Source organism: Dysgonomonas sp. HDW5A, assembly GCF_011299555.1.
Lineage (GTDB): Bacteria > Bacteroidota > Bacteroidia > Bacteroidales > Dysgonomonadaceae > Dysgonomonas_A.
The window spans coordinates 2,488,487-2,501,959 of sequence record NZ_CP049857.1 but is presented as its reverse complement, the minus strand read 5'-3'; the positions used below and the strand labels follow the sequence as shown (position 1 = coordinate 2,501,959).

General features: G+C 35.9%; 13 protein-coding genes and 1 pseudogene. 4 read left to right on the top strand and 10 right to left on the bottom strand.

Features of this window, described 5'->3' with window-relative positions; translation table 11 throughout:
- Positions 1–75 precede the first annotated feature (75 nt).
- The 5 genes and pseudogenes from G7050_RS10420 to tyrS form a co-directional block, all read right to left on the bottom strand.
- Entirely contained in the window at positions 76–579 is a 504-nt protein-coding gene (locus G7050_RS10420; RefSeq protein ID WP_166114947.1) for a hypothetical protein, read from the bottom strand.
- Between the two features lie 79 nt (positions 580–658).
- A complete protein-coding gene (locus G7050_RS10415) occupies positions 659–1,063 on the bottom strand; it encodes a group III truncated hemoglobin (protein WP_166114944.1) in 405 nt (134 codons plus the stop codon).
- A gap of 272 nt (positions 1,064–1,335) precedes the next feature.
- On the bottom strand, positions 1,336–2,301 hold the full coding sequence (glsA, locus tag G7050_RS10410; protein ID WP_166114942.1) for a glutaminase A: 966 nt from the start codon (positions 2,299–2,301) through the stop codon (positions 1,336–1,338).
- 113 nt (positions 2,302–2,414) lie between these two features.
- Positions 2,415–3,863 (bottom strand): annotated as a pseudogene (gadC, locus tag G7050_RS10405) (putative glutamine/gamma-aminobutyrate antiporter GadC); the annotation flags it as partial.
- Between the two features lie 816 nt (positions 3,864–4,679).
- Positions 4,680–5,972, bottom strand: a complete 1,293-nt coding sequence (gene tyrS, locus G7050_RS10400; protein ID WP_166114935.1) for a tyrosine--tRNA ligase — start codon at positions 5,970–5,972, stop codon at positions 4,680–4,682.
- Between the two features lie 574 nt (positions 5,973–6,546).
- On the opposite strand from tyrS, the gene G7050_RS10395 reads away from it, so the two are divergent.
- Entirely contained in the window at positions 6,547–7,290 is a 744-nt protein-coding gene (locus tag G7050_RS10395) for a hypothetical protein (RefSeq protein WP_166114932.1), read from the top strand.
- A gap of 6 nt (positions 7,291–7,296) precedes the next feature.
- Positions 7,297–8,073, top strand: a complete 777-nt coding sequence (locus tag G7050_RS10390; protein WP_166114930.1) for a hypothetical protein — start codon at positions 7,297–7,299, stop codon at positions 8,071–8,073.
- A gap of 75 nt (positions 8,074–8,148) precedes the next feature.
- Here G7050_RS10390 and rplI read toward each other — a convergent pair whose 3' ends face one another.
- Genes rplI through rpsF form a run of 3 tightly spaced genes read right to left on the bottom strand, consistent with a single transcriptional unit; the run spans position 8,149 to position 9,231 of the window.
- Entirely contained in the window at positions 8,149–8,592 is a 444-nt protein-coding gene (gene rplI / locus G7050_RS10385) for a 50S ribosomal protein L9 (protein WP_166114927.1), read from the bottom strand.
- A 22-nt stretch (positions 8,593–8,614) separates the two neighbouring features.
- Positions 8,615–8,884: a 30S ribosomal protein S18 gene (gene rpsR, locus G7050_RS10380; RefSeq protein ID WP_185099960.1), complete on the bottom strand. Its 270-nt coding sequence runs from the start codon at positions 8,882–8,884 to the stop codon at positions 8,615–8,617.
- Complete coding sequence (gene rpsF / locus G7050_RS10375; RefSeq protein WP_166114924.1) at positions 8,884–9,231, bottom strand: 30S ribosomal protein S6; 348 nt, start codon at positions 9,229–9,231, stop codon at positions 8,884–8,886. The genes rpsR and rpsF overlap by 1 nt, the downstream gene beginning before the upstream one ends.
- Positions 9,232–9,393: 162 nt before the next feature.
- On the opposite strand from rpsF, the gene G7050_RS10370 reads away from it, so the two are divergent.
- Positions 9,394–9,858: a MarR family winged helix-turn-helix transcriptional regulator gene (locus G7050_RS10370; protein ID WP_166114919.1), complete on the top strand. Its 465-nt coding sequence runs from the start codon at positions 9,394–9,396 to the stop codon at positions 9,856–9,858.
- Positions 9,859–9,985: 127 nt separating this feature from the next.
- Here G7050_RS10370 and G7050_RS10365 read toward each other — a convergent pair whose 3' ends face one another.
- Both G7050_RS10365 and G7050_RS10360 read right to left on the bottom strand, forming a co-directional pair.
- On the bottom strand, positions 9,986–10,372 hold the full coding sequence (locus G7050_RS10365; RefSeq protein ID WP_221412797.1) for a co-chaperone YbbN: 387 nt from the start codon (positions 10,370–10,372) through the stop codon (positions 9,986–9,988).
- A 108-nt stretch (positions 10,373–10,480) separates the two neighbouring features.
- The gene (locus G7050_RS10360) at positions 10,481–11,014 is read right to left on the bottom strand and encodes an RNA polymerase sigma factor (RefSeq protein WP_166114916.1); all 534 of its coding nucleotides are present in this window, start codon (positions 11,012–11,014) and stop codon (positions 10,481–10,483) included.
- A 358-nt stretch (positions 11,015–11,372) separates the two neighbouring features.
- Here G7050_RS10360 and htpG point away from each other — a divergent pair, with 358 nt between their 5' ends.
- Positions 11,373–13,274, top strand: coding sequence for a molecular chaperone HtpG (htpG, locus tag G7050_RS10355; protein WP_166114912.1), 1,902 nt, complete (start codon positions 11,373–11,375; stop codon positions 13,272–13,274).
- The last annotated feature ends 199 nt before the right edge of the window (positions 13,275–13,473 follow it).

Genomic DNA, 13,473 nt, shown 5'->3' with positions numbered 1-13,473 from the left:
CCCTCTAGATTTAAAGTCTTAGAGGGAGTTTTTTATTACTTTAAACTACCATCAATAGTTCTGCAGCCTGATAAATCAATTTACATTCGCACCCAAGTCCCTTATATAAGTTACTTCAACCAATACCTTCGAGACCAACACATCTCTTATCTCGGGAAGTAAATAGGGTATTTCACGGGCATAAAAGTCAGTATCATCATGCTTTAGGACAAAAATATTGTCATGTACTACAAACTCATACACCAAAGTCTTAGATACGTTATCTAAATCGGTGTAATTTATGGTGAGTTTATTTCCTTCAATAGTATACGTCCCATCTATTTCTTCTCGGTCAATATCTCTTATAACCCTAATTTTACCACCTACGGTGAAAATAAAGCTGATATATTCGGGGGCACGATTCCTTATATGTGAATCTATAGTTTGATTTGCATAAACATTATTAGATTCAACCTGATAGGGGGTCGAATATCCAAAATTCCACCTTCCAATAATACTTGTATTGACTGTTGAATCGTTATTACTGGAACAAGACACTAACAAGCATGTTGTCAATAATATATAAAGCAGATTTCTCATTTCAATTAGTTTTGTTTGTAAATGTAACAAAAAACCGAATAAAAAGTTTATCATCGGGTGAATGGTAACCACATATAAATCAGTCTATATCAAAAGACTGATCTTCTGATCGCCGATGAATATAGGCTAACTTCCCCTGAAACACATCGGCTATTTTATAGGCTCTTGACTTTGCCTCATTAGCAATTTCTCCGATAAAAAGATTATCTACGGTTTCTACGAAAAGAGATAGCCAACGTTCGAAATGTTCCTTTCCTATTGGTAGTTGAGCATGTGGAGGAAACGGATGCCCATTATAGGTTCTCTCGTTCAACAGGATACTTTGCCAGAAAGAGTACAATTTTTCTAAATGTTCAGGCCAGTGGTTTTGTATCTTATCATTAAATATAGGCCCTATCAGATCGTCTTTTTGCACCTTGGCATAAAACGTATTGACCATTTTCTTTATATCATCTATATTCTCAATATCTTTTATCTGTCTCATCTTTTAATAAATCTATTTACAAAATTGGTATAACCTTTTTCAAAGATACTATAAAAGAAATATCGTGTTGTAAAAAACTTTATACGACTTTAGATAAAACAAACAACAGAAAAAAAAGAAAGCACTCTATTGAATTTAGGATGTGAATACCAAGCCAAACATCTTAATAAGAATTCATATAGGAGAATAACCTCAAAAAGAAAAGCACCGTCTATCATAGATAAACAGTGCTTTTTATTATTGTTTCACAAGATCAACCTTATATTTATTTGTTATTCTGAAATCACTATATTTTCGCCACTAAATATATTAAGACTTAACTCATTCATAATATATTTAATCGCTAATTGTGCTTTAACTGAATTTCCTGAACCATCGAGAGGTGGAGCAAATGCTGAAATACCGAATTGTCCAGGCAATACCCCCATAACACCGCCTCCGACACCTGTTTTTGCAGGAATTCCGGAACTATATAGCCAATCGCCGGTATGTTCGTAAAATCCTACAGTAGAAATCATGGATGTAATTTTAGGAGAAAGTTCAGCCTCGAATACTTGCTCCTTTGTAACCGGATTAACTCCGCCATTAGCAATGGTTCCTGCTGCCACTGCCAGTTGTGTAGCTGTTATACCTAGCGAGCATTGACGAGTATATAAGTCGAGCGAAATATCCGGATCATCATATATCCTGTTGTAATTTTTCAGTAGCCATGCAATGGATCGGTTATTGTAATTAGTATCTGATTCTGATTTATAAAGTTCCTCAAGCAATTCAGGAGCACCGCCACACAAATCGGTAACATTATCTAATATTGCTTTCCATTTTCCGACACTATCACCCAAAGGTTTAACCATACTACATGCTGATATTGCGCCTGCATTTACCAAAGGGGTCGACGGGTGATCAGCCTCCAGCAAAATAGCTACTATAGAGTTGAAAGGAAGCCCGGTAGCATCAGCACCAATCATATCCAACACTTTATCGGCTCCATATTGGCGCATAGCTAGTATGGCAGTATGAACTTTAGAAACAGATTCTATCCCGAATCGGAATGCAGTATCACCCACTTCTATTATTTGCCCATCGAGTAAACAGACAGTTATACCGAATAAGTTTTTATCGACGTTTGCCAGATAAGGGATATAATCAGCATTTTTGCCATCAGTATTACTTTTTACCTGCTCATAAGCTTTTTGAACGGTATCCTTTATTTGACTTATCGTTATTTTTCTTGTCATATCTTAATTGCATTAAAAGATAAATATTTGAGACAAAATAGGCTTTACCGAAATATTGAAATTTGACAAAACCTATTTTACTTCGATTGATTATCTGTGGTTGTAGATTTTCCCTCTTCCCAGTGGAACGGTTCAATATCGGTATTCGGATCTTTCCACGATGCCTTTCGCGATGCATAAATAAAGAATGGTACTATCACAACAACTAAAGCACCGCCAATAAGAACAGCTAACCACGTTGATAGTTCTATATTCGTCATTTGGCTAGGTTTGATAAAGCTTAAGAGAAATGCGATTAATGAACTTAAGAAACCTCCTCCCCCTACTATCCAAATCAAGACATTACTTTTTTTACCGATTTTGAAAGGACGGTCAGTATCTTTCATTTTATACCTTAATACAATAGCAGCCGTAAACATCAACATATACATAATCAGATATAATAAGATCGTCAATTGCGATAATATCTGATAAAAGCTTTGTACTGATGGCATTACCACAAATAGCAATCCGAGTATGGATACAATACCGCCTTGTACAAATAAAATGTTCTTTTGTACACCGTTATTATTTGTTTTTTGAAAAAATGGAGGTAAATATCCTGCTTTACCTACTGCAAATACTCCTTTAGAAGGACCAGAAACCCAGGTCAATACACCTGCTAATACACCAAATGCCAATGCTACTGCAATTATCGGAGATAACCACGAAGCTCTGATGTAGGTAAAATAGTTATCGAATCCTACTAGTAAGCTCTGAGTTAGGTTAATATCTTTTTCAGGAATAATAATACCTAAAGCAAATGTTCCTAACACAAAAATAAGCACTGTTATTAGTGCTCCAACAAATATAGCTTTAGGATAATCTCTCCCTGGATTTTGCATGTCTGAGACATGGACACCACTCATCTCCATACCTGCATAAAAAAGAAATATACTAGATGCCAACACGATACTTCCTAAGCCATTAAATTCGGGAACAAAGCTTCCGCTAAAGTCTAAATTAGAATGTCCGCCTGTTGCTAAATAATAGATACCTAAGACAATGAGCAATCCTGCTGGTATAATAGTACCAACCAAACCGCCTACTTTAGCAACTTTTCCAACCCAACCCATTCCTTTCAACGAAATGAATGTAGCTGCCCAATAAATAACAAGCACTGCTATTAATGTGTAAAATTTGTTACTTGCCATAACTTCATCATGAGCTGAATCCATTCCAATAAATGCTAAAGACACTGCTCCGAATGTTAATACTGTTGGAAACCAGATTGTACTTTCTATCCATTGTAACCAAATAGCCAAAAACCCCCATTTTTTACCGTAAGCCTCGCCGACCCAACGGAATACTCCTCCTTGCTTATTTTTGAACATCGCAGCTAATTCAGCCGCAACCAAAGAAGTAGGTATTAGAAATACCAACGCTGCAAATAAATAATAAAATGCTGAGCTTAATCCATAAGTAGCTTCAGCAGGGAGACCTCTTAAAGACACAACCGCTGTGACATTCATTATCGCCAGCGTAAACACTCCCAATTTTACTGTTTGCTTAATATTTGCCATATATGAATAAGTATTTAATGAAAATTATATAAGTTTAGTTATGACTTTCTCTTATAAACAAACTAACTTTCATTATGTTTTAAAAAAGAGCATTCAATAATGAATATACTATTTTTCAAACACTTATATAGATATTTGAAAATATAAGATTGTAACCTTTTTCATGGAATAAACCTATTGTTATGCAAATAATGCTACATAATGGCAATTGAAACCATATCAAGCAAAAAATATAATTCAATAGAAAAAGTTTGGCATAAACATCCTTCACTAAGTGTTGTGGGTGGCTATATACTCCACAGAATTAAAACGCAAAGATTGGGAAGATTGGGAAAGTATTCATGGAGTTATCAGGTATTGAATTTTGATTTAGAAGAAGTGCGTAGAACACAATATTATCCATGACTCTCAAATAATCCACATATCAATGCAATATACCTCTATTTTTTGGGTTACTTAAAAACCAGAATGTATAATAATATTAGAAAATACAGGTATTGAAATCTCCGATACATATAAAAAAAAGTTCTGAGAGTAATAAAATTCATCTATCTATGAGGATAAACCAATTAGGCATGATCTAAGTTTTATGAAAGAACAAAACAACTCCCCCAAAAAGAAAAACGACTGAATATCTTTATTGATATCCAATCGTTTATTTTCTTAATCAGTTGTCTCACCAGGATTCGAACCTAGACAGGCAGTACCAAAAACTGCAGTGCTACCATTACACCATGAGACAAACATTTGCTTTTCTAAAGCGATACAAAAGTATATAATCCATTTGATATATGCAATACCTAAGCTATACTTTTTTTATTTTGCAATCAGTAAATAGTAGTTTTTCTTGCCTTTTTGAGCCAAAATATATTTACCGTCAATCAGATACGAATGATCAATAATTTCATCAGAATTTTCTAATTTATTTTTATTCATCATAACACCTCCTGCTTGTACCATCTTACGCATCTCTCCTTTGGAAGGAAAAACCGTTGTTACCTGTGTCAATAGATCAATTGCAGAAATTCCATCCTCCAATTCTACCTTGCTTACTTCAAATTGAGGAACACCTTCAAAGACCTGCAACAAAGTTTCTTCGTCCAATGTTTTCAAGGCATCTGCTGTAGAACTTCCAAACAATATACCCGAAGCATCTACTGCAGCCTCATAATCTTGCTGAGAGTGAACCATTACGGTTAATTCCTGAGCTAGTCTCTTTTGCAAGGGACGTAGGTGAGCCGCTTCTTGCTGTGCAAGAACCAAAGCATCAATCTCATCCTTAGATAAGGACGTAAATATCTTTATATATCGTGCAGCATCTTCATCGCTGACATTCATCCAAAATTGATAGAACTTGTATGGAGAGGTATAGCGACGGTCTAGCCAAACATTACCAGATTCGGTCTTCCCGAACTTGGTTCCATCCGCTTTTGTAATCAAAGGGCATACCAAAGCAAAAGCTTCACCTCCTGTTTTGCGACGAATCAGCTCGGTACCGGTAGTTATATTTCCCCACTGATCCGATCCTCCCATCTGGATACGGCAGCCTAATTCACTATATAAATGTAAATAATCATACCCTTGCAACAATTGATATGAAAATTCGGTAAATGACATTCCTTCGGATGATTCTCCACTTAATCTTTTCTTTACCGAATCCTTCGCCATCATATAGTTTACAGTAATATGCTTACCTATATCGCGAATAAAATCAAGAAAAGTGAAATCTTTCATCCAATCATAATTGTTTACCAACAAAGCTTTATTGGGTTTATCTGATTCAAAATCCAGAAATTTAGCCAACTGCTTTTTGATGCTCTCCTGATTGTGACGTAAAGTTTCCTCGTCAAGTAAATTTCTCTCTTGCGATTTCATAGATGGATCACCAATCATACCTGTCGCTCCCCCTATCAAAGCGATAGGACGGTGCCCGGCACGCTGAAAGTGTTTCAAAATCATCACTCCTACAAGGTGACCAATATGCAATGAATCGGCAGTAGGATCGATGCCTAGGTATCCCGAGGTCAATTCTTTTTGTAGCTGTTCTTCTGTACCCGGCATAATTTCTTGAATCATACCACGCCATCTTAATTCTTCAACAAAGTTCATCTATATATATTTATTGTTTTTCACAAAAGTACGACTTCTTTTTGATTCTAAAAAAGTATGTGCTGATAAAACAAAAACAACCCACATACAGCTACAATGTTTATAAAAGGATTTTGATTCTAAAAATATTTTCTATATTTGCATCTGTAAAATAACTGTTTACAAAAACAATGGCATCTAATTTAACAAACATACCAGTCTACAAGGATCTAAATTTTAACTATTTAGGTTTGGATATATGCGTTGAAATATTAGAAAGAGAGAGAGAGAGAGACTAACTAACAACAAGCAGGTTAGTAATGAAAGTATTTTAGGCGGACTCTTCCGTCTTTTTTTGTTTGCGCGTCATAAGCACACAAGCTTACCGCATTACGAATATTTCCCCAATAAATATATCAATAGTTGTTTCGGTACACACCTTCATGTAACTGATTTGTTTTTTGTTGTCGTTCAAAATCAGCAAGAAGAAGATGATGATGTTTACCCAGGGTACAACTATGTCCGGCAGTGGTATGTAGCGATTACATGCTACTGCCTTTTGTTTTTAAATCACACTAAATATATAATAATAACAATGAAAAAAATCGTTTTACTGATAATGGGATTATTCTTCATTGGGCTAATGCAAGCTCAAGTGGGAATAAACACACAATCCCCGCAGGGATTGCTGCACATTGATAGCCGTGGAGATACAAACGGCAGCCTCAATATTAGCGACGATGTTGTTGTAAACAATTATGGCAACACAGGGGTGGGAACTATAAATCCGCAAAAAAAGCTGGAGATAATAAGTTCAACTCCGGGAGCAATCCGAATAGCAGATACAAGTGAAGGCGTTACAAAAGTGCTCACCAGCAGCTCAACCGGTACAGTTACCTGGGTAAATATAATAGGCAGTTGGAATGCTTCGCTCACAGGAGGAAATCTACCTTACACGACAACAACAGCCTCACGAAAAATCAACTTCACGGGTGGAACCATATCCAAACCCGGTGTGGGCAGTATCAACATCGCCAACGGCAGCATAACAATACCCTACACAGGCGCTTACAGACTCACCCTATTTGGCACATCACTAATGAACAGAGCCAGCGGATATTTTATAGCCGGATACTATGCTGTCAGAAAAAACACCAGCAGCATTTGGGGACCGCATTCACTGGGACACACGCAAATATCATCATCGCCTTACGTCAGCTACTACTCATTTGCATACTTGTCTCAAAACGATGTATTAGATGTTTACAGTATAGAAAATTCGGTAGGTTATGCAAATGCGGTATCAAATCTAACTCTCTTTGTAGAATTTGTAAAATAAAAAATCATGAATAAAATAATCCTTACATACATTTCACTATTGATATGCAATATATGCATGGCTCAAATAGGAATCAACACCGAAAATCCTAAAACACTACTTCACATAGACGGTGCTTCGACTCCTGCAACTACAAACCCTCCAACAGGCAATATCTCAACAGCTCAGGCTGCAGACGATATAGTTATAACACATCAGGGAAATGTAGGTATAGGAACCATAGCCCCTACAACGAAGCTGGATATTATCAGCCAATCGGCAGGAGGAGCAATAAGAATAGCAGACACTACAGAGGGAGTAGGTAAAATGCTCGTGTCGGACGCAAACGGAGTAGGTACATGGGGATCGGTTATAGGATCATGGTTTGCCATACTCAACGGTAGCTGGCCTATAACATATCAGACATCGACCACAATTCGCCAATTAACCAACTTCACCACAAGTGTAATCTCAAATGCTTTACAAGGAAGCGCAAATAGCAGTACGGGGACTATTCAGGTTCCGTACTCGGGAAGATACAGGGTTACTATAACCGGACACTGGGGAACAAACAGAGTAGGTAACAATCCTTACCTGGTTGCTCCGCATATATATGTAAATGGGACTTCGGTATGGAACGGAAGTATTGTGGGATACAGCAACAATTGGGGAATAAGCCCCACGTTTGTATCTATTCTAACTTTTACGGCTGGAAACAATATTACAGTACGCACTAACGAAACCAGTGCCAGTAATGCAAATATGGTAGATCAATGTTCTTTGATTCTCGAATTTATTCAATAAACACACACTATTTAATAATACAAAATGGGCTGCCCTTTCAAAGAGCAGCCCATTTTTATTTTATATAAAAGGTCCTTATTCCGAAACTACTTCGAAAGGAATTTCTACTGACACTTCTTTGTGAAGTTTAAGTAGAGCTTTATAAGAACCAACTTCTTTTACAGCTTCCTTAATAATGATTACCTTACGATCAACACTATAACCTTTTTTCTCCAAAGCTTCTGCTATTTGGATATTAGTAACAGATCCGAAGATTGTTCCTGTAGAACTTGTTTTTGCACCGATAGATAGAGTAACGCCTTCAAGTTTAGCAGCAAGGTCTTGCGCATCTTGTTTGATTTTCTCTAATTTATGAGCACGTTGTTTCAAGTTTTCAGCCAACATCTTTTTAGCAGATCCTGTAGCGATCACAGCTTTCCCCTGTGGCAAAAGGTAGTTACGTCCATAACCATCTTTTACAGTTATTACATCGTCTTTGTAACCAAGATTGGCAACGTCTTCTTTTAATATAACTTGCATATCTTTTTCCTCCTTTTTTTAATTATTTCATCATATCAGTAACGTAAGGAAGCAATGCTAAGTGACGAGATCTCTTAACAGCTTGCGCTATACGACGTTGAAACTTCAACGATGTTCCAGTAATACGACGAGGCAAAATTTTACCTTGTTCATTTAAGAATTTTTTCAAGAATTCTGGATCTTTGTAATCGATATACTTGATACCATTCTTTTTGAAACGGCAATATTTTTTCTTCTTCACATCCACTGAAGGGGGAGTCAAATATCTGATTTCTGATTGTTGTGCCATGATTAATTTTCTTTTTTAGTTGTTGATCTAAGATTTCTTCTTTTTTCAGCATACTGATGAGCATACTTGTCCTGACGGAAAGTTAAGAAACGAATAACTTTTTCGTCACGACGAAATTGTAGTTCCAACTTAGCAATTACCGATGGGTCTGCATCAAACTCAACAAATGCGTAAAATCCTGTAGATTTTTTTTGAATAGGATAAGCTAATTTCTTTAGCCCCCAATTCTCCTCACTAACAATCGTAGCACCTTCCTCAGTCAGAATGCCTTTGAATTTTTCTACCGCTTCCTTCATCTGAACATCAGACAAAACGGGAGTCAAAATGAAAACGGTTTCGTAATGATTCATAAATAATTTAATATAAACTTGTTAAACAATAAAGTTTTTCGAGCCGCAAAGGTAAGATAATATGCTCTAAAAACAAAATATGGAGTTAAATATTTCATCTAATCTAAAGATATTATACCTTTGTGAATCATCTGGACATAATTTAAGGGAAAAACAAAAGATATGAATCAAGAGAACGAAAATAGCGAATTAATAGAATTGGAGTATATTTTCCCAATCATCAACGGAAAGGTCTCGATGGCTATTAATCGGAAAATGTACCGTAATTTCCGGAAACACGGCTTGGATATCACTCCGGAGCAATGGACGGTTCTTTCATTCTTATGGCGTCAGGATGGTGTTTCTCAACAAACACTATGTGATGCAACGTTCAAAGACAAACCCAGCATGACTCGTTTAGTGGACAATCTCACTAAATTAGAGCTAGTAGAACGCAGATCAACACCCGCAGACCGGAGATCGAATCAAATATATTTGACAGAAAAAGGAGCTAGCATCAAAGAGAAAGCCAATGAAGCTGTCAATGAGACCATGCAATACGCTTTTGCAGGAATAGATCAGGAAGGTCTTAACCAAGTACGCTCAATGCTGAAGATTGTATTTAATAATATACAGGAAACTTTGTAACATCGAGCATTTCGTGACATTAAGTGAGCAAAAAGACGCCAAAGACAGATCTACGTAAGAGAATAATCAAGAAATAATAAAAAGAACCGGGGATAATATTAATTATCCCCGGTTCTTTTTATTTATATCATTTATAATTGTCGAGAACTTTCAGTATCTCTTCCTTGGTATACACTCCTACAAGTCGTTGCACCTCTTTTCCCTCTTTATAAATTATCATCGTGGGAATTGTCGGCACATTTTTAGTTCTGACGAAAGCTTTATAATCATCAACATTTAACTTCCCTACCTTTACATCAGTTTCGGCAGCAATTTGTTTTAAGACAGGCTCCATTTTGCGACACGGACCACACCATACAGCCCAATAATCGACAAGAACCAGCCCTTTTGACACTTCCTGCTCATATGACTTGGCAGTAAGAGTAATTATTTTATTTGCATTATCATTTTTATCCTGAGCAAACATAACCACGGACAAAAAGAGCAAAACGGTTAAAAAAATACTTTTTTTCATTTTAAATAAACTGATATTTATTGATTAAAAAGAGTCACATTGATTACTCAAGTGTGACTCTCATTATATTATTTACAAAGGTAATACTAATAATAACAGAGTAAAATCTTATTCTCTGTCTTGGAATTTATAATCCTTCAACATTTCTTGCAATCTCTTACGGGCAAAGAAAATACGACTCTTAACAGTACCGATAGGTAAAGTTAGGGTTTGAGCTATTTCTTCATACTTATAACCCGAAACATGCATTGTGAAAGGAACTTTATATTCATCCGAGAAACTGTTGATAGATTTTGTTATCTCAGCAATAGTATAGGCTCCTTCGGGTGTATCAAAACCAGAATCCTGCGGCAAATTAAGATGATAAAGATTTTCTGTTTGATCTACAACTGTTTGCGTACGAACAATACGTCTATAATTATTTACAAATATATTGTGCATTATTGTAAACACCCATCCTTTGAAATTTACATTTTCGTAATATTTCTCTTTATTATCTAATGCACGAAGCGTTGTTTCTTGTAGTAAATCTTTAGCCTCTTCTCTATTTGTTGTAAGGGTTAGAGCAAAGTTCATCATATTGTTTTGAAGTGCAATTAATTTGCCTTCGAAGCCGTTTGCGTTGTTTTCTTCATTTTTCATAACCGTATGTTTTCTAGTGTTAAAAAGACCAACCGTTATATTATACATAAAATATTCGGATAATCCTATAACACAAATATACAATCTTTTCGGACGTAAGAAAACAAAATGATGTTTTTTTAATTAAACAAAAATTAATCACCTTTAAAAAAAATCATAAAAATCTAATTTACAAACATATAAATAGTGACACAATAAACCAATTTCAGAAAAAATAAGACATAAACTTCATCTATGAACAAACTTAACGAATAGAAATTAATCATAAACATTTGACAAAATGACAGTCCCTCACAAGATGGCATCCTTTTTGGTTTAACGTTCCTTAGAATTACAACAAAATATAAAATATAACATCATGGAAGAAAGAAAAGGACATATTGGGGTCACTACAGACAACATATTCCCCATTATTAAAAAATTCTTATACAGCGATCACGAAATTTTTTTAAGAGAATTAGTTTCAAATGCTGTAGATGCTACACAAAAGCTTAAAACATTATCATCTCTGGGTGAATTTAAAGGTGAACTGGGAGATATCTCGGTAAGAGTGTCACTGGATAAAGAAAAAGGCACAATAACTATATCGGATCGCGGTATAGGTATGACAGAGGAGGAGATAAACAAATACATCAACCAGATTGCTCTTTCATCAGCGAATGAGTTTTTGGATAAATACAAAAACGATGCGAATGCAATTATCGGTCACTTCGGATTAGGTTTTTATTCTGCCTTCATGGTTTCAAAACAAGTTGAGATTGTAACCCTTTCTCACAAGGAAGGTGCTGAAGCCGTGAAATGGAGCTGCGATGGTACTCCTGAGTTTACGCTAAGCAAATCGGACAAAACCGATAGAGGTACCGACATTATATTATATATAGATGATGACAATAAAAATTTCCTTGAACAAGGCGAAATAGACAAATTACTTAAGAAATATTGCCGCTTCCTACCTATTCCAATTGTATTCGGCAAGAAGACTGAATGGAAAGATGGAAAATCGGTAGAAACCGAAGAAGATAATGTCATTAATGACACTACGCCTTTATGGACACGCAAACCTGCAGACCTGAAAGACGAAGATTATAAAAAATTCTATCAGGATTTATATCCGTTTACGGATGAGCCCTTGTTCTGGATACACCTGAATGTAGATTATCCTTTTAAATTGACGGGTATTCTTTATTTCCCGAAATTGAAGAGTAATGTAGACCCAAACAAGAACAAGATACAATTATATTCTAATCAGGTATTTATTACCGACTCGGTGGAAGGTATCGTTCCCGAATTCCTTACTTTGATGCATGGCGTTATCGACTCGCCGGACATCCCTCTGAATGTTTCGAGGTCCTATCTCCAAAGTGATCACAATGTGAAGAAGATATCTTCGCATATCACTAAAAAAGTCGCAGATCGTCTGGAAGATATTTTCAAGAATGACCGCCCTCAGTTTGAAGAAAAATGGGATAACCTCAAAATATTCATTGAATACGGTATGCTTACCGATGAAAAGTTCTATGACCGTGCGCAAAAATTCTGTTTACTAAAGAATACTGATGGTAAAATATTCACATTCGAAGAATACAAAACCTTGATAGCCGGTAACCAAACCGACAAAGAAGATACAGTGATATATCTGTATACAAACAACAAAGACGAACAGTATTCATATATTAATGCCGCTAAAGATCATGGGTATGATGTTCTCCTACTCGACGGGCAATTGGATGTGCATTTGGCAGGAATGTTAGAAAGCAAATTCGAGAAGAGCCGCTTTGTTCGTGTTGACAGTGACATCGTTGATAATCTGATTAAGAAAGAAGATATTGCTGATGCTGATTTGACTGATAAGCAAAAAGAGGAATTGAACGAAACTTTCAAATCTCAATTGCCAAAAATCGAAAAAGTAGAATTTTCATTCGATTACAAAGCTTTGAAAGAAAACATTCAACCCATCCAAATTACGCAAAACGAGTATACTCGTCGTATGAAGGAAATGGCTGCCATGCAAACAGGAATGTCGTTCTACGGAGAAATGCCCGACAACTTCACCATGGTTATAAACACCAACCACCCATTGGTAAAACAAATTATTACTGATGTAGATGGTAAAGATGCAGAGGCCGCAAGCAAATATGCTTCGGAAAATCCTGTAATCAAACAATTGGTCGATCTGGCATTGTTATCCAACAATATGCTGAAGGGCGAAAGTCTAAGTAATTTCATCAAACGCAGCACTGAACTGATCGTCGGTAAATAAAGGTATTTTCTTACATCGATATATTATATAGGATAAAATACCCTATACACAATAAATAGCTGATCGGGTTCCGGTCAGCTATTTTTTTCATACCGATTCTTCCTATTATCTCAAAAAACTAAAAAAACGGGAGATATATCTTAATCAATATAAAAATTGACAAACAGAGAATCATCCTATACACATTTTACTAACTTTG

Excerpts from the sequence above, each read along its gene's own strand:
- tyrS (WP_166114935.1), bottom strand. The coding sequence starts at position 5,972 with ATGAACTTTGTTGAAGAATTAAGATGGCGTGGTATGATTCAAGAAATT.
- G7050_RS10360 (WP_166114916.1), bottom strand. The coding sequence starts at position 11,014 with ATGAAAAATGAAGAAAACAACGCAAACGGCTTCGAAGGCAAATTAATT.
- rplI (WP_166114927.1), bottom strand. The coding sequence starts at position 8,592 with ATGCAAGTTATATTAAAAGAAGACGTTGCCAATCTTGGTTACAAAGAC.
- G7050_RS10365 (WP_221412797.1), bottom strand. The coding sequence starts at position 10,372 with ATGAAAAAAAGTATTTTTTTAACCGTTTTGCTCTTTTTGTCCGTGGTT.
- htpG (WP_166114912.1), top strand. The coding sequence starts at position 11,373 with ATGGAAGAAAGAAAAGGACATATTGGGGTCACTACAGACAACATATTC.
- G7050_RS10420 (WP_166114947.1), bottom strand. The coding sequence starts at position 579 with ATGAGAAATCTGCTTTATATATTATTGACAACATGCTTGTTAGTGTCT.
- glsA (WP_166114942.1), bottom strand. The coding sequence starts at position 2,301 with ATGACAAGAAAAATAACGATAAGTCAAATAAAGGATACCGTTCAAAAA.
- G7050_RS10415 (WP_166114944.1), bottom strand. The coding sequence starts at position 1,063 with ATGAGACAGATAAAAGATATTGAGAATATAGATGATATAAAGAAAATG.
- G7050_RS10390 (WP_166114930.1), top strand. The coding sequence starts at position 7,297 with ATGAATAAAATAATCCTTACATACATTTCACTATTGATATGCAATATA.
- G7050_RS10370 (WP_166114919.1), top strand. The coding sequence starts at position 9,394 with ATGAATCAAGAGAACGAAAATAGCGAATTAATAGAATTGGAGTATATT.
- G7050_RS10395 (WP_166114932.1), top strand. The coding sequence starts at position 6,547 with ATGAAAAAAATCGTTTTACTGATAATGGGATTATTCTTCATTGGGCTA.
- rpsF (WP_166114924.1), bottom strand. The coding sequence starts at position 9,231 with ATGAATCATTACGAAACCGTTTTCATTTTGACTCCCGTTTTGTCTGAT.